This window comes from Ktedonobacter sp. SOSP1-52, assembly GCF_016587395.1.
In genome coordinates this window covers 2,743,318-2,758,753 of record NZ_BNJH01000001.1, presented here as the reverse complement: position 1 = coordinate 2,758,753, position 15,436 = coordinate 2,743,318, and the positions used below count along the sequence as shown (strand labels likewise).

The following is a 15,436-nucleotide window of genomic DNA, read 5'->3' as shown; positions in this document are numbered from 1 at the left end:
CCAAAAAGCCCTGGGCAGGCTCAGCGTGGGCCTTGACAGCGATGAATGGGCTTGTAGCCCTCTTGCTGATCTTTGCAGGCTACCAGGTGATGATGTACCGGTATCTCGACCTCCAAGAAAAAAGTCTCATGGGATCGGTTGCACGCATCCTCGCCGCCGCCATTGCGGCGAACCTGGGATTTTACTTTATCCTTCCACAGCTCATCGAGCTGTGCAACTTTATCAGTATGTCCTTCCTGGGCTGGATCTTAGGGCGCTCCGCAGGAGACTTTACGTTACCCCTGGGAGGCATTAACTGGGTAGAGCAGCCGGTGGTCTGGGCAATATTTATTCTCATCGATTTTGCGGCGTCCATCTGCTATGTGTTCATCGCGATGGTCCGCCTGGCCGTGCTCGACATCTGCATTGTGCTCGCGCCCTGGTGGATTGTCCTGCTGGGGAACGAGTTGACGCGTAACTGGGGACGACTAGGGCCACAACCTTTTTCTCAGCGCTTCTGGTTCAACCACTTCAAGTCATTATCCTTGGTCTCGGCTCAGCGCTCATTGCCAATTTCAGCAAAGTCAACATCAATGCACCCGATATCTGCGCCAACATGTCCGACCAGGCCAAGCAGGCTTGTTTGGATCGCCTTGGACACGCGAGCGTATCTGCAAGCGCCACCCCCATCTCCATCTTTTTAGGGACCGCGATTATCTACGTCGCTTTTAAAATCCCCGGGATGTTATTCTCAGAGGCCGTGAGCGCCTCACTCGGCGCAGTCAATCGCGATGTGACGAACACGACCAAGTCCATCATCAGTAGCGCTAAAACCGTAGCCGCCATTACTGGCATTACCTGATGAGGCAAGGAAATTAGCCATATTCCTCCTCACACCTCATACCGACTGGGCATTTCAGCTTCAATGAAAGGTGGTTCACATTTATGCAAGCTGTTGCTGCCGGAGGGAAAAGCATCGGCCTGGCAGGACTCAAAGGAGCACTCGCCGGGAGCAAACTGCTCGTCACGCTCACTAGCGTAGGAATCTCAGGCGGTTTGAGCGCAATCCTCCTGATCGCCTCGGTGGCAAGTTGGCTTGCGCTCCAGCAACCGTTGACCAGCGGAGCAGGAGCATTGGGCATCGCGCAAGCTGCCTTGAGGCTTGATGGTATAGTTCCACTCCCCATGAAGGCATCTCTGAAGAGATTGAGTGCAGCCAGTTCCTCGTCGGTGACTTTCAGACCAGTGGGATAGATCTGACTATCTTTGACAGCGGTCACCGTTAAGCCTTCTGTGGTGGTCGTGTGAGAGATGAGCTCAAGCACGACTTCCAGGGAAGTGAGGGGGTGAGCACGCCAATTGATCGAGATGAAGGAAAAGAGCCGATGCTCAATCTTGTTCCATTTGCTGGTGGCAGGCGGATAATGCGCCACCGTAATAGTGATCGAGAGATGGATGAAACGTTCATCGTGCAATGCTCTAAGGTGATACTAGCGGTGCTGGTCGGTGCTTTCGCGGCCAAGACACTTATAAATTTGATACATATTTACCAATGGCGAAGGGCCATCAATCGATGGCAAAGAGAACAGGAGGAGCTTGCGCATGGGCAAGACATATCTTAGCGCGGCCTGGACCGAGGCCGTGGCTGCTCTGATCTACAACCGCATTCACAGGCCAGAACCTGATCGCACCTGGACCGATTGGCGACTCCCACTTCACCCAGATAGCGCGAGCAAATACCGCTATCTAGCCATAGACCTGCTAAACGTCCTACGTGAAACACCCGATGCAGACGATACAGTGGTATTTTCGTTCATTAAACAGCAATCAGATGCGGATGGGGATATTGTACGGGAGCTTGTGCGTGGGAAGCATCTGGAGGTTATTCGTCGGTTCGTGCAAGATCCCGAGCACGCAGGCGAGGAGGAATACAAGATCTTGAGTGACCTCGGGTAAACTCTCTCTACTTATTCCTTGAGATGGAATAATGCACCTCACCCTGGTGGCGGCTACGTTATCAGGCGCATCACCCACGAGTTGCGCAACGAGTGTGTTGAAGAGCTAATCTGCTAGCTGAGGGAAAGAAACGGCGCGCCCCTGGGCGATCCCCCGCTGAGAGAAAGCAGTAGCAGAGGAATGGAGGGTGGAAAGGCCAAAAGAGATGAGAAAAACGAGAGTCCATCAGAAAAAAGGGCACGAGGTCTTGCTCGGAGAGGCAGAGCTGTCCGAGGAGAGGAAACCGCACGATCGTCGAGGTTGTGTTAAGGGTATTGTCAACTTAAGCAAAATTGTAGAGTTTAAACAACAGAAGCAGACCCAAAAGTGGGGATGATGCCCATTTTCTGACCGTGTTTTCTGGAGAATCCTGGCGAATGTGGCATTAATGTGGTGAAAGCTCATCAACAAATTTTTTTAAGTTGACAATACCCTCGTAAGAGGTGAATCACACACACATCCTCTGACCACGCTCACACTCACGCTGGGAGATACTCATGACCGTGGACCACACCCTACACATGCAGCTGCCCGATGGCCGCTGCATCGACTTGACCCCAGAGCAGGCCCTGGACGCGCGTTGCCTGGCTCTCTCCCTCTCTGCCCGATCTGCCAGAGGCGCTCGCGACCTGGCTCACGTACCGGCAATCTCCTCCATCCCTCGACCTTCCGCCGCTCGAACCGTATTGCGTCGTCGAGCACTCCCCCCTCGACGGACGCTATCACATTGTGGACTTTGACCTCGATCTCCCCTCTGAGTCATGAACACGACGCCTTCAAACCAACCATACCTGTGTTTGTCACATGTGCTATGACAATGGCAGGAGCGTATGTTGGTCGGGAAGCCACACAGCGTGATGCGATCTCACGATTTCAAAACCGTCTCATATCAGGGAATAGACTATCCCTCTCTGTTGTTTTTGATAACGTATGGCATTAGAAAGAATTAGATCGCTCCTGTGAGAGTTGGTTTCACGAGCATCAATTGTCGGGAGATGTCAGCACAGGAGCAGAATTAAGATGAGAATTTACGTTGGGGGCCTCCCCTACCAGTCAACCGAGCAGGATCTGATCCAGCTTTTTGAGCAGATCGGCCAGGTTACCTCCGCCACAGTCATCACCGATCGTGAGACTGGGCGCAGCAAAGGCTTCGGCTTTGTTGAAATGAGCAGCGATGACGAGACCCGCGCGGCTATTGAGCAGCTGAACGGCTCAACCTTGGGCGACCGCACCATTACGGTCAACGAGGCCCGCGAGCGTCGCGCTCCCGGTGGTGGCTACCAGAGCCGCGGTCGCAGCTCAAATGGTGGTGGTTATCGCGACCGCTACTACTGACGTCGACGGAAGCAAGTAAACTGTGATAGAATCGGCAGCATGGGAGCACCAAAGAAAGCCGATTGGCGAGAAGAACGACGCAAACAAGCATGGAAACTGAAGCAACAAGGATGGCAACAAAAGGATATAGCCAAAGCACTAGGGGTAAGTAAGGGAGCCGTGAGCCAATGGATGAAACAAGCAAGAGAAGGCGGCATAGAAGCACTCAAAGCACATCCTCCTAAAGGCGTGAAGCCAAAACTGTCAATTGAGCAACAAGCGCAGATTCCTGGCTTGTTGGTGGAGGGGGCAGAAGCCTATGGATTTCGGGGAGATGTCTGGACAGGGAAGCGGATCGCGGAAGTGATCTATCGCAGCTTTGGTGTCCGTTACCATCCCGATCACGCCGGACGACTGTTACGAGAAGCTGGTTGGAGTCCTCAACAGCCAATCGAACGGGCGACGCAACGGAATGAAGAAGCTATCAAGCAGTGGTATGAAGATCGTTGGCCAGCGATTAAAAAAAAGCCGAAAACGAGAAATACACCATCCTCTGGGTAGATGAGGCTGGGTTCTATCTGCTGCCAATGGCGGTTCGTACTTGGGCTCCGCGCAGGCAAACGCCTCTTCTGCGCGTGAAACTGACACGGGATCACCTCTCCGCGATCAGTGGGATTACCCTGGATGGGCGGCTTTTCATGCAAGTGCGCCAGACCTCCTATGATGCGGAGGCAGTGGTCGGATTTCTGAAAGTGCTGTTGCGTAAGATCAGCGGCAAGGTCCTGATCATCTGGGATGGCTCTCCCATCCATCGCAACCATGAGATCAAGACCTTTCTCAAAACGAAGATGGGCAAACGACTGCATTTGGAGCAACTTCCAGGCTACGCTCCCGACCTCAACCCAGATGAGGGCATCTGGCAGTATCTCAAGCGCGTCGAGATGGGCAATCTCTGTTGTCGGGACCTCGATCACTTGTATCAAGAGCTGCTTCGAGCAAAAGAGCGATTACGTCACAAACGCGACATTATTCGTAGTTGTTCACTGCAATGCGGCTACTCAGTTTAGTTTCTTATCACGATGTCAGTAGTCTCTTCTAGCGAGAAAAGAAGCGAAGAGCATCCTCCCCGCGACAGGGGAGAATGCTCTTCGCTTCTTTTTGGCGGAAAAGGATCTTTCGCAAGTGAATGGATTCATCTCGCCTCTCACTCACCTCACCCCCATCATCCCCCTGTTCCGGTCCTGTTCTGCTCCTGAAACAGTCTCCTCCCGAAGCATTCCTCCAAACCATGAACGGTGCGCTCATCAGGCATATATCTGGCCTCATATTCGAAAGCCATGATTACGCCAGCAAGCACACCTGCTCTATAACCCACAGGACCCCGTCAGGCATCCATGACCCTGCACCTCAACCAGCATGCCTAATACAGCCGTGAGCAGCTCCTATGCCGCCGGCCAACCCTCCACCGTTCATGGACAAAGCCACTAAAGATGGCTTCCAGTCGCGAACACAAGAAAACGCGCGAAGCGTCGACCATGTGGCTCTTCGCGCTGTTCCTTCCAGGTCAAGAGGACCAGTACACCGATCTTCTCCCTCCCTGGCTGCAGCACACTCCTCCCGCACGAACACCGCCGCAAAGCCGATGGCACCCTGCGCGTGGTCTATGGGGCCAGCATTCACGATTGCCGTCCGTGTTCCTTGCGCGAACAGTGCCAATGCAACGGCAGCACCACGACCAAACCGCGCCCGATGAGCCTCCTGCTTCATCCTCTGCCGGTGGGATCGGCTCCGCTGCTCTGGCGAGACTGGAGCAGACGAAACCTTCGACGGACCTGTTTGCGTCTCCACCGTCAACATCTGGACATCCAGATGGGGCCAGAGGGGTTCTACTACGATACCGAACTGAAAATGATTCCTGCACTCAAACCCCGCCTGGCATTCGTGCCCAATGTGGGTATGCTCAAAGGGGTCTTTGAAGACAAAGAAACCAGTGAACTGCTTGTGACAATTCACTGGTCGCAACGGAACCGACGGGATTCTGCGTCTTTCCAACAACACTGCGTGACAGGTTGCTATTTCAGCTGAGCGGAAGGGCCGCTAGATGGATAGACGATGGATGAGCTGTCGCCAGGATAGGCGATGGATGAGCTGTCGCCAGGATAGACGATGGATGAGCTGTCGCCAGGATAGGCGATGGATGGGCTGTCGCCAGGATAGACGATGATAGGAGCGAGTCCACCCAGGATAGGTCATATTGAGGAGGCCAGCGCCATGCGGGTAGGCGACCTGGGGGGTCGAGTTATGCGGAACGGCAGCAGGGGAGCTAACACCATGCGAGTAGGCGACCTGGGGGGTCGAGTTATGCGGAACGGCAGCGGGGGAGCTAGCGCCATCCGAGTAGACGACCTGGGGGGTCGAGTTCTGCGGAACGGCAGCGGGGGAACTAGCACCATGTGGATAGCCGATAGATGGATGTAACGAGGGTGCATAGTGCGTTGCCGTTTGCTGGGTGATAGCGAGGGAGTGGGCAAGCAGGATCATGCTGGCCAGGAGAGCAACGATGAGGAGCATTCCCTGCAGTTGCCTATGATGTTGACGAGTAAACATGATAGTTCGTCGTATGCACAGCTGCCTACGATGTTGACGAGCAAACATGATGGTTCGTCGTATGTAATGTAAAAGATAGGACATATCTGCTCCTTTCGTGTGGTCGTGTAAGGAACATGAAACGGGACGCACGGTGCTATCCCGGAGAAGTTTAGATAACCTCTATATTTCAATTATAGGGGGACATACTTCCCCCTAATTGGGTATGTACTTGAACGCGCTGAACCCACGGATTGCGCAACGAGATTGCAGCAGCATACAGTTGGTAGAGTGCGAAACGGCTTCAGAAGCCATCTTGGCCACAGCATTTGCTTGTTGACAAGAGGGGGAATGTCACTTCTTCACAGAAAGCATAACAGCAATGAAGGACGTTCGAGAGCCACTTCAGTCATAGATACATCTCGTTGTGTGCAACTTTCTGTCATCGTCTCCCCAGGCGGGGTCTCCTCCTCAAAACGGCTGAGATTGGCGAGAGAAAAGCTGAGAGAAGAGAGCACAATCAGAGGGGGTGGAAGCAGAAGGAGTTAAGGAACAGATGCCTCTTTCGCACTATCAGCAGATCCCTCCTGGTTTTTACTCGGCCTGAAGACAAAGCTCTCCTTGCGCTTAGCTCATTGCACATCTCGTAAGCCAGGCACCCCCTCGGTTCAAGCAGCACTGAAACGGAGGGGAGGTGGTCGTGCTCGTGACCTCGATCGCGCTGGAGCAGCAACCATCAGGTCAGCATGTTCTCCAGGATCCACCGGGTCTAGTCATGGTAGGTCGTCCAGTCGCGACGTACCATCTCAAGACCAATGTCGTCCTGGGGCGGATGTTCCCTGTTCGTATCGCTCAGGCATCTCTCTTCCTGGGAAGGGTCACCGTAAAGGTCGATCCTTTACCGACTTCACTGTCCACGGTAATGGTTCCCCCATGGCGTTTGACGATCTCCTGCACAATGTAGAGTCCCATGCCCAGGCCTGGGATCGCTTTCTGCCTGGGACCAGAGGCCCGATAGAAGCGCTCAAAAATCTTGTCGCGCTGCTCTCGTGGGATACCCAGGCCATGATCACGGACACGGACCGTGACCGTCTCTTCGGAGGTGGAGAGATCCATCTCGACCGTCTCTGCGCCGGGAGAATACTTGATGGCATTGCTGATCAGGTTGGTGAAGACCTGTCCGAGCCGGTCTTTGTCCCCGACCAGTGAGCGTGGGGCGGCACCTCGCACCACCATGGTATGCGTCGTATGTATCTGCTGCATGGTGTCTGCCACCTCATGAAGCAACGCATCAAGGTCGACCGTCTCCTGCCGATATTCCAATTTGCCCGCCTGGATCTTGGAGACATCCAGTAACTCGCCGATCAGGCGTTCCAGTTGCTTGACGGGTCCCTCCACCCGGGAAAGCGCTGTGGCAGCCTCGTGCTGGGATTGCCTTTCCAGTCGCTTTCGCACCAGTTGGGTCTGCATCTTTACTACGGCGAGCGGGTTCCTGAGTTCATGGCCGGCCATGCTGATAAAGTCATCTTTGCGTTGTTCCAGTTCCTTGCGGGCCGAATTATCCAGCACAAAGGCGATGGCTTGGAACGGGTGATGCTGGAAGACGACGGCCCCCACAAGCACAGGAAGACGGCTGCCATCTTGACACACGTACTCTTTCTCATAGGGCGTTATCGACTGCTGCGTGGCAAGTTCCTGATGGGCCTGCTGGGTACGAGCCAGGTAGTCTGGGGGCGTCATGTGCATCCAGTTCATGCGCCCGGCACGCAGGTCTTCGCGGGTATAGCCGGTCATGCGCAGAAAGGTGTCGTTGGCGTCCACAATCTGCTCCCCTTCGATGATATTGATCCCGATAATGCTGGAGTTCATCAGGACGCTCGCGCGCTCCTGACTCTGGCGTAAGGCTTCCTCCGTCCGCTTCTGGTCCTCGATGTCGGTGCACGTGCCAAACCATTTCAGGATGTGTCCCTGCTCATCTCTGAAAGGGATGCCTCGTACCAGAAACCAGCGGTAGTTCCCCGTCTTGCCCTCGCGCAGGCGATATTCGACCTCATGAGATTGGCCGGTGCGGAGCTGCGTCTGCCAGACAGTCCACGTCTTTTGTCGATCATCGGGATGGACGAAATGCAACCACTGGTCTCCATTGACCCCTTCAACGGGAACGTTCAGATAGGTAAGGATGTGCTGATTGCCATATTCCAGAAAGCCATCCGGTCGCGTCGTCCACACAAGCTGAGGCATCGTCTCCAGCAAAACGCGAAGTTCTTCCCGGCTTTCTTTGAGCTGCTGCTCGGCTTGTTTCTGCGCCCCAATATCGGTGCACGTGCCAAACCACTTGAGGATCTGGCCTGCGTCATCACGCACAGGCATGCCGCGGGCTAAGAACCAGCGATACTCCCCGGTCGTGCCATGACGCAGGCGCAGTTCCGTTTCATACACCCCGCCGGTCTGGACGGCACGCTGCCACGCGGAGCGGACGCGTGACCGATCCTCCGGATGCAGACACTGCATCCACCCCTCCCCTGGGCCTCTTCGGTGTTCAGGCCGGTATAGTCGCGCCAGCGTTGATTACACGAGTCCTGAGAGCCGTCCGGTTGCGTGGTCCAGACCAGCTGGGGGATGGCATCGATGAGGGCATGGATTTCCGCTTCGGCGCGCTTGCGCTCGGTGATGTCGATGCTAGCGATGACGAGGTACGCGATGTGGTGATCCGCATCTTTGTGGGGAGTGATCGCGACCTCCAGGTGACGGTCCAGGCCTTCTCTGAGGTGAACCACCGCCTCGAACCGCACGGTTTCTCCCCTGCTAGCTCGCGCGATGGCGGCACACAACTGCTCTCGACTGATCGGAGCACAGGACCACCACCGGGTTTGGGCGAGCGGGTAACCAATGACCTCCTCGCGTCGGACGCGCGCTTCCGCCAAGGGAACCTCATTGATCTCTAGGACGATCCCCTCGGGGGTCAGCACGCCGATTCTGCTATACAAGCCATTCAGGTCCTCGATGGAGAAACGCTCGCCCTGGGGAACCGGCGCCTCTCGTCGGGCTGCGGCTCTGCCCTGGTGGACCTGCACCATCAAGCCCCCAGCCGTGGGAGCGAGTTGCACGTGCAGCCAGGTTCGGGTCACAGGAGACACATACTCCACTTCGGCGGGTGCTCGGGTCTGTCTGGTCTGCTGAACAGCCTGGTAGAGTGCGGTGCTCACCAGTTGGGAAGCACCGCGCCACAAGGGCTTGCCCACTACGTCCTCTCGTGTGGCGCCGAGCAGGGCCTGCGCGCTCGCATTGGCATACACAATCTTTGCGGCATCATCGACGACAAACAAGGCCCCAGGAAGCGTCTCAAGAAGCGTGAGGAGCGTCTCACTCGACGCAGGCGTGAGACGCTGGGTCTGTTCGGTATTCGACATCGTGCGGTAGCTCTCCCTTTCACGTACCCCCATCCCTGAGAACGAAGACGCATTCCTGCTCTCACCTCAAGAAATCTATTCCAATGATGGGTATTGTCAACTTCATTGAAATTGTAGAGCTTATAGAAGAGAAACAGGCCTCAAAGTGGGGATTGCGCCCTTTTTCTTGCCTTGGTTGCTCGAGAATTCTGGTTGATGTGGCATCGACGTGGTGAAAGCTCATCAACGAATTTTTTTACGTTGACAATACCGGTGGGGGAAATAAGAGAGACGCGCTCGATTCCCTGAAGCGCTTTCTGGACGCTTTCTCGCTCTGTCATATCTCCTAAAAATGTTTCTACGCCCTGCGCCTCCAGCTTTTCAGCAACAGATGGTTTACGCACGAAGGCACGCACTGGGATCTTCCGTGCCAAGAGTTCTTTCAGGACGGCATTCCCCACAGCACTCGTTGGGCCTGTCACAAGCATCATGGTCATCTCCTCCTTTCCTCGTCCTCTACTCTACGCGCAAAATGATTTTTCCGCGCGTGTGCCCTTGGAGGGCCTGCTCAAACGCCTGGGATGCCTCTGAGAGCGGGAAGACCCGCTCGGTGATTGGCCGAAGCTGGCCTGTATCTATCAGGTTCCCGATGTGTATGAGCTGTTCGCGATTGGGCTTGACAACAAAAAAGAACGCACGCACACCAAAGGCGGCAGCCTGCTCTTGGGATGGGGGGCTAAACACACTCAGGAGCAGTCCGCCCTTCTTTACGACGCACCAGGAGCGAGCTACTGTCTCACCGCCTATGGTATCAAGCACCAGATCAACATCACGCACCACATCCTCGAAACGCGTGGTGGTATAATCAATGATCTCATCGGCTCCCAACGTGCGTAGGAATGCATGATTGCGTACAGAGGCTGTCGCGATCACCGTGGCACCAGCCCACTTTGCCATTTGAACCGCCATGCTTCCCACGCCACCAGCGGCACCATGAATGAGAAGCGATTGCCCACTGGTAAGCCCTGCGTGTTCAAAAAGCGCTTGCCAGGCTGTCAGTCCAACCAGGGGGACTCCGGCTGCCTGGATGTGCCCAAGGGTTCGTGGCTTGGGCGCCACATCAGTCGCGCGTGCGATAGTGTACTCCGCAGCCGCGCCATCTCGCCAAAATTCGGTGAGCGCATAGATAGCCTCTCCTACAGCCACACCAGTGACGCCGGGTCCTACTTCAACGACCTCACCAGAAACATCATGACCTGGTATGGGATGCTGACGTTCGGTACCAGCCGGTGTTTTCCAGGTTTCTGACCAGGTCGGTTCCTGCCACATCACACTTGTCGCATGGACACGAATCAGGACTTCTCCTACTCCTGGCTGAGGTTGCGGTGCATCTTCGAACACACATTGATCGGGTCCACGCTGAGCATAGAGGCGAATAGCTTTCATCTCTTCCATGTCTCCTTGTTCTTCCTCATTCTTCCAGAGCATTCCCAGGCTGATCTCTCCCGCAAAACCAACACATGACCCAACGAAATGCCGCAGGCGCTGAGAAGTCTTGAGCTAAAGGGGAGCTTCTGCATGGATATGTACCTGCATGGGGCTCCGAAGTGCTTTACCTGGCAAAATTATAGAAGGATAGTGGTCTTCCTACAAGGGCCATTTTCTATGGAAAGTACGGAGCCATTTTGCGATGCCAGGTTTTGGAACTGGTCTCTCTCTGGCGAGCGTGCCCTTGGCCGGAGAGGTGCGTTTATCCCCCATCTGTTGCGTCTGTGCATGCCTTTCTCACGCGGAAACGAAGGGTGGTCAGTTGCTCTGCTTGTGAGACGGCTATCGTCTCTCAGGCAACCTGTTCGCCCGCCTTTCGGGCAAAGAAGTGGACACCAGCACCGAGCAAGATGGGCGCTACATGCACGAGGATCTCGTCAATCAGCCCTGCCTCGAGACACTGACGGGCAAGGCTGGCACCGATGATCAGCAGATTCTTCCCCTCTGTGGCTCGCAAGCCTGTCGCAACTGCGGATCGAATGTCATCTGAGAGGAACGTGATCGTCTCATCTTCTTCGTCGTCAGGTGCGTGATGCATCAGGACGAACACAGGCCCGATCCAGGCTCCTCCGAAGACCTTCCGATACGCTGGTGGTAGTCCCGGTTTCCGGCCCACATCGTAGCTCCGTCTGCCAGGCAGAACGGTTGCAAAACAAACTCAAGAACAGTATGCTATTCATATATGTCTGGAATCCGAACAGGCGGCGTGCGATGCCGAAGCCGTTGATGTTATCACTGCTGCTTCATTAGAAATATATGCAGATGTACATCCACTTATCACGGACGAGAGCAGACAAAAAGATGGAAGGTTAGTTATCACATGAAAGTACACATTTCCGGTTTTGGGCCGTTTGGAAAGGAAAAAACAAATCCCACGGCCCGCTTGATTGAAGACCTTGATAGCTACCGTATTGACGGCGCATCACTTCAGTTGCATCTCTTGCCTGTTACCGTTCAGGGAATACATGATTATGCCAAATTGCTTTATGAAGAGAGTCTTGATGACGAGATCCTGGTAATTGCTTTTGGTCTCGCCGGCGGAAGAAAAGGCATGGCTATAGAAAGAGTGGCCATTAACTGCTTCGACTTTTCAATACCCGATAACGATGGTAAGAAACTTATCGATACCCCTATTGTTCCGGGAGGCCCGGATGCCTATTTTTCCGGACTTCCAATTAAACGAATCCAGGCATTCTGGCAACGTACCGGTATAGCCGGTTATGTTTCCAACACTGCTGGCACGTATCTGTGCAATGGACTCTTCTACCTTCTCCGGCACTACACCAGGGCTTCCGGCGCACGTGGTGGCTTTATACATGTTCCTTATACAGGGGACATCATTACTGATTCTTCAGAGCCAACAATGAGTTATGCGGATGTGTTGAGCGCGGCCAAGATGGCTATCGAAATAGCGATACAGTACCCTGACGATGAAGTGCTTCCAGGCGGAGCTATTTGCTGACCTTTACGAGTAATCACGTATGGAGGAAACGACACGTGGTTCGTTCCCAAGGACCACTCACCGATTTATTCTGATTCCAGCCATACATAGAATTCCCAAATTTACACATAGTTACAAGCGGTTGAGATGTGGGATACTGGTGTGGAGATTACCAATAAGAGCGCATAGACAGAAAGGATATCTAAAACGATGAAAGATCCAATCATCAAGGACATGAGTGTCAAGGATGAAAGCGGCCACGAACGCCATGTTCGCATGGTGCAACTAGAGGACGATTTTACCCCTGAAGGTGACACGCGCTATACCACCTTCGCACGCTTCCATACAGACGGGAGTGTCGATATTGTCACTACCACATATACGTTTAATTCGACCAGCGCAGCCACAGCGGTAACGCAAGCGGTTAATTTAGGTGATGGGGAATTAGACTTGCTTTTCAAGGCGTGGCAATCCTGGGAACCATTTAACGAGTAGCACATAGATAGAGTTAAGCGCGGCCAGCTCCCGACGTTGGGTTCTGTCAGAACTCAGGCAACGCCCTTGGCAGAGCAGCCATCCTTCTGGTATGATGATGCTGTGAAAAGAGGATGGAATGAGGAATGATGATTGATGAACTGCCCCCACTGTGCTATCACGACGACCCGGAAACGAGCGAAGCAAACCAAACTTGGATACACCACCTTTTTCTGCCCGCAGTGCCGATGTACCTTCAACGAGCGAACTGGTACTCCTTTCAATCATCTGGAGTTCTCGACAGATATTGTCCTGCTCGCAGTCCTGTGGCGTCTGCGTTACAAACTAAGTCTGCGTGATGTCGCAGAGATGTTTTTAATGCGGGGCTTCCAGTTTACACATGAGGCGATTAGAGACTGGGAAGCGCGGTTTGCGCCGTTGCTTGCGGACCAATTACGGACAAAACGGCGTGGGCAGGCGGGAACATCGTGGTACGCCGATGAAACGTACCTGAAAGTACATGGGAAATGGTGCTACCTCTATCGAGCGATCGACCACGATGGCAATTTGGTAGATTCTCTGTTGAGTGAGAAGCGAAATATGGAGGCAGCGCAGCGATTTTTCAAGCAAGCAGTTGATGTGGTCGGCCATACGCCAGAACAGGTGACGACCGATGGTCATACGCCCTATCCGCGTGCCATCCGCGAGGCGATGGGCAGTCATGTTCAGCATCGAACGAGCAAATATCTCACTCATCGGCTCGAGCAAGATCATCGGGGTATCAAACAACGGTACTATCCGATGCGTGGTTTTGGAACCATTGAAGCGGCGGCACGCTTCTGTCGTGCCTTTGACGAATTGCGCAATTATTTCCGTCTGCGCCGCAGCATGGGCGAAGTGATCTCCCTCCTGGAACAACGACAGGCTTTTCTCCAACGTCTTGCAGCCCTGCAAACAGTGATACAAGCGGCATTATAGGCCAATGAAATAAGAAGTGAGCATTGCTCTGATCCGGCAAGCTTTTCTGTGTTCTCAGTTCTGACAGAACCAAGTTTGACACCTTATGCGTTTTTTTCAGATATGACCAGTTCTCCTTGGATTTTAACCACAGCGATTTGTCTCCATATTGTAGTATTATGGGAAAATTCTTGGAGGGCTGGCCCCACGCAAAGAAGACAAGGTGTTCCTGGCCGACAACGGCGATCCGCTTACTCAGTGGGGGGTTGCGGCGCTTTTCAGAACACTTAAGAAGCGTACTGGTATTGATGGTAAAAAGGTTTCGGCTCACCAGTGCCGCCGCTATAGTATACCTACTTGGACCTAAGTTTTGGCCAAATAAATGGCGACATGCGCAGGAGCGACGAAGGTTTGGAAAGGGCTGAGTAAGACAGGAGCCAGCGGAGCATCCTGATTGAGTCCGATCTGACGGACGCGCCCCCACGCATCAAGGAGGAGAAAGCCACTGATATGAAAAACATCGCGTACCAAACGCAAAGGTCCGTAGTGCTGCACCGCAGAGGTCGTTACGACCAACCACTCTTGTGCCCAGACGAGCACATTGTGGACCAGGCTGCCCAAGAGCATAACCATCTGTTGCGCTTCAAACCGCTTTTTGCTGCGCTTGCCGAGGGCACCCCCCTGTTTGTCGCCTTTGAACGAGGTTTCGACCCCACCTCCACGCTGATCGTAGAGACGCAGGTGGGCAAGCAGCAGATCCTTGACAGGATCAAGACTGTGGACAAGCAGGCCATCACTCAGTTCTTCAACCTCATCGGGCAGCAGGCTGCAGATCAGGACCGCGATGCCCCACTGTCCATTAGGTTTGCGCTTACGAACTGCGATGCGCCTCACAGGCCGCACATACTCCGGCGCTTCCACTTCGACCCATCCCACTTGCCGCCCCGGCTCATCGGGATCGTCAACCCAACGGGTCACGGAAGCTGCCAGGCGAGTCGCACGTTGGCCGGAGTAATCCTTGCACAGGATCTGGTAGCCTTGGGTGAGCGACCAGTTCACATCGTTCATGCTGCCACCCCCAGCATCCACCCGCAACAGGGTGCGCGCGCGTTTCGCGCCATTAAGGTCCAGGATCTCCTCGGCAGCTTGAACCAGAGGCACAAACGCCTCGGACAGTTTGGTCCGGCCCTCAAAGAGTTGATCGACGACGACTTCCCCGTAGCGGGTCGCCAGGACACGGCCCAATTGCCGTCCACGGCGGTTGCGCGCCCCAGCAAAGTAGCCTTTGGTAGCCAGAGCAGCCTTTTTGCCACACGGCAGACCCGTGAGATCAACATCCAGGATTTGAAATTGCCGATGGTAGTCATGCCGATAGCCTTGGCTGTGTTGGCGATACATCAGCTTCATCGCGTGCTCCATTTGCTTCACCGTCTCGGCGGTACAGGCAGAGAGCGTTTCCTGGACGACCGATTGCTCGGCGCAGCGCGTCCGTCCAAACGCGTGTTGCAGCGCACGATCGCTCCTCAAGCGGCTGTTGATCTCCACCAGCCCTGTGGCTCCCGCCAGGATACTGATGAAGGCATCGGACAGTTTCTCAAAGGGCGTGTCTTTCACGGTCTTCTGCGGGATCTGAACGAGCTTTCGGATCGGTGCCAGCAGATCCAGGGTGCGTAGTTTGATGCCCAGTGCGGCTAGGCTCGCACATCCGGTAAAACGTTGGGTCAGTTTCATCGTAGATTCTGTCATGATGATG

At 54.4% G+C, this 15,436-nt stretch carries 17 protein-coding genes and 2 pseudogenes; 10 read left to right on the top strand and 9 right to left on the bottom strand.

What is annotated here, in order from left to right:
* The first annotated feature begins 32 nt into the window (after window positions 1–32).
* Entirely contained in the window at window positions 33–683 is a 651-nt protein-coding gene (locus JMJ16_RS13225) for a hypothetical protein (protein WP_201381900.1), read from the top strand.
* Window positions 684–1,134: 451 nt separating this feature from the next.
* Here JMJ16_RS13225 and JMJ16_RS13220 read toward each other — a convergent pair.
* Window positions 1,135–1,424, bottom strand: a pseudogene (locus JMJ16_RS13220) (ISAzo13 family transposase); the annotation flags it as partial.
* Between JMJ16_RS13220 and JMJ16_RS54175 the strand changes: the two are divergent.
* Window positions 1,326–1,601, top strand: a complete 276-nt coding sequence (locus JMJ16_RS54175) for a hypothetical protein (protein WP_236601588.1) — start codon at window positions 1,326–1,328, stop codon at window positions 1,599–1,601. The pseudogene JMJ16_RS13220 and the gene JMJ16_RS54175 overlap by 99 nt on opposite strands.
* On the top strand, window positions 1,582–1,935 hold the full coding sequence (locus JMJ16_RS13215; protein ID WP_201381899.1) for a hypothetical protein: 354 nt from the start codon (window positions 1,582–1,584) through the stop codon (window positions 1,933–1,935). Before JMJ16_RS54175 ends, JMJ16_RS13215 begins: the two co-directional genes overlap by 20 nt.
* Before the next feature lie 554 nt (window positions 1,936–2,489).
* On the opposite strand, the gene JMJ16_RS55990 is transcribed toward JMJ16_RS13215, so the two are convergent.
* Window positions 2,490–2,612 (bottom strand): hypothetical protein, encoded by a 123-nt coding sequence (locus tag JMJ16_RS55990; protein ID WP_255553187.1) that lies wholly within the window; start codon window positions 2,610–2,612, stop codon window positions 2,490–2,492.
* 382 nt (window positions 2,613–2,994) lie between these two features.
* Between JMJ16_RS55990 and JMJ16_RS13210 the strand changes: the two genes are divergently transcribed.
* From JMJ16_RS13210 to JMJ16_RS54165, 3 genes are read left to right on the top strand one after another with little or no spacing between them, the layout of a single operon-like run.
* Window positions 2,995–3,309: an RNA-binding protein gene (locus tag JMJ16_RS13210; protein WP_201381897.1), complete on the top strand. Its 315-nt coding sequence runs from the start codon at window positions 2,995–2,997 to the stop codon at window positions 3,307–3,309.
* A 39-nt stretch (window positions 3,310–3,348) separates the two neighbouring features.
* Window positions 3,349–3,849: an IS630 family transposase gene (locus tag JMJ16_RS54170; protein ID WP_236601123.1), complete on the top strand. Its 501-nt coding sequence runs from the start codon at window positions 3,349–3,351 to the stop codon at window positions 3,847–3,849.
* A gap of 26 nt (window positions 3,850–3,875) precedes the next feature.
* Window positions 3,876–4,355, top strand: coding sequence for a transposase (locus JMJ16_RS54165; RefSeq protein ID WP_236601122.1), 480 nt, complete (start codon window positions 3,876–3,878; stop codon window positions 4,353–4,355).
* Window positions 4,356–4,772: 417 nt separating this feature from the next.
* On the opposite strand, the gene JMJ16_RS55985 is transcribed toward JMJ16_RS54165, so the two are convergent.
* Entirely contained in the window at window positions 4,773–4,898 is a 126-nt protein-coding gene (locus JMJ16_RS55985; protein WP_255553186.1) for a hypothetical protein, read from the bottom strand.
* Window positions 4,899–4,944: 46 nt separating this feature from the next.
* Here JMJ16_RS55985 and JMJ16_RS13200 point away from each other — a divergent pair, with 46 nt between their 5' ends.
* A complete protein-coding gene (locus JMJ16_RS13200; protein ID WP_201381895.1) occupies window positions 4,945–5,373 on the top strand; it encodes a hypothetical protein in 429 nt (142 codons plus the stop codon).
* A gap of 12 nt (window positions 5,374–5,385) precedes the next feature.
* On the opposite strand, the gene JMJ16_RS13195 is transcribed toward JMJ16_RS13200, so the two are convergent.
* The 5 genes and pseudogenes from JMJ16_RS13195 to JMJ16_RS13175 all read right to left on the bottom strand — a co-directional run bounded on the left by JMJ16_RS13195 (window position 5,386) and on the right by JMJ16_RS13175 (window position 11,427).
* Complete coding sequence (locus JMJ16_RS13195; protein WP_201381893.1) at window positions 5,386–5,979, bottom strand: hypothetical protein; 594 nt, start codon at window positions 5,977–5,979, stop codon at window positions 5,386–5,388.
* A gap of 747 nt (window positions 5,980–6,726) precedes the next feature.
* A pseudogene (locus JMJ16_RS13190) lies at window positions 6,727–9,284 on the bottom strand (PAS domain S-box protein).
* 140 nt (window positions 9,285–9,424) lie between these two features.
* Window positions 9,425–9,754: an SDR family oxidoreductase gene (locus JMJ16_RS13185; protein WP_201381891.1), complete on the bottom strand. Its 330-nt coding sequence runs from the start codon at window positions 9,752–9,754 to the stop codon at window positions 9,425–9,427.
* Between the two features lie 25 nt (window positions 9,755–9,779).
* Window positions 9,780–10,709 (bottom strand): NADP-dependent oxidoreductase, encoded by a 930-nt coding sequence (locus tag JMJ16_RS13180; protein ID WP_201381889.1) that lies wholly within the window; start codon window positions 10,707–10,709, stop codon window positions 9,780–9,782.
* A 394-nt stretch (window positions 10,710–11,103) separates the two neighbouring features.
* Window positions 11,104–11,427, bottom strand: coding sequence for a dihydrofolate reductase family protein (locus JMJ16_RS13175; RefSeq protein ID WP_201381887.1), 324 nt, complete (start codon window positions 11,425–11,427; stop codon window positions 11,104–11,106).
* Between the two features lie 204 nt (window positions 11,428–11,631).
* Here JMJ16_RS13175 and JMJ16_RS13170 point away from each other — a divergent pair, with 204 nt between their 5' ends.
* The 3 genes from JMJ16_RS13170 (at window position 11,632) to JMJ16_RS13160 (ending at window position 13,704) form a co-directional block, all read left to right on the top strand.
* Window positions 11,632–12,273: a peptidase gene (locus JMJ16_RS13170; protein WP_201381885.1), complete on the top strand. Its 642-nt coding sequence runs from the start codon at window positions 11,632–11,634 to the stop codon at window positions 12,271–12,273.
* Between the two features lie 189 nt (window positions 12,274–12,462).
* On the top strand, window positions 12,463–12,747 hold the full coding sequence (locus JMJ16_RS13165; RefSeq protein WP_007921555.1) for a hypothetical protein: 285 nt from the start codon (window positions 12,463–12,465) through the stop codon (window positions 12,745–12,747).
* A 135-nt stretch (window positions 12,748–12,882) separates the two neighbouring features.
* On the top strand, window positions 12,883–13,704 hold the full coding sequence (locus JMJ16_RS13160; RefSeq protein ID WP_201381884.1) for an IS6 family transposase: 822 nt from the start codon (window positions 12,883–12,885) through the stop codon (window positions 13,702–13,704).
* Between the two features lie 342 nt (window positions 13,705–14,046).
* Here the strand turns inward: JMJ16_RS13160 and JMJ16_RS13155 are convergent, their stop codons facing one another.
* Window positions 14,047–15,429 (bottom strand): transposase, encoded by a 1,383-nt coding sequence (locus JMJ16_RS13155; RefSeq protein WP_201377970.1) that lies wholly within the window; start codon window positions 15,427–15,429, stop codon window positions 14,047–14,049.
* Window positions 15,430–15,436: the final 7 nt, after the last annotated feature.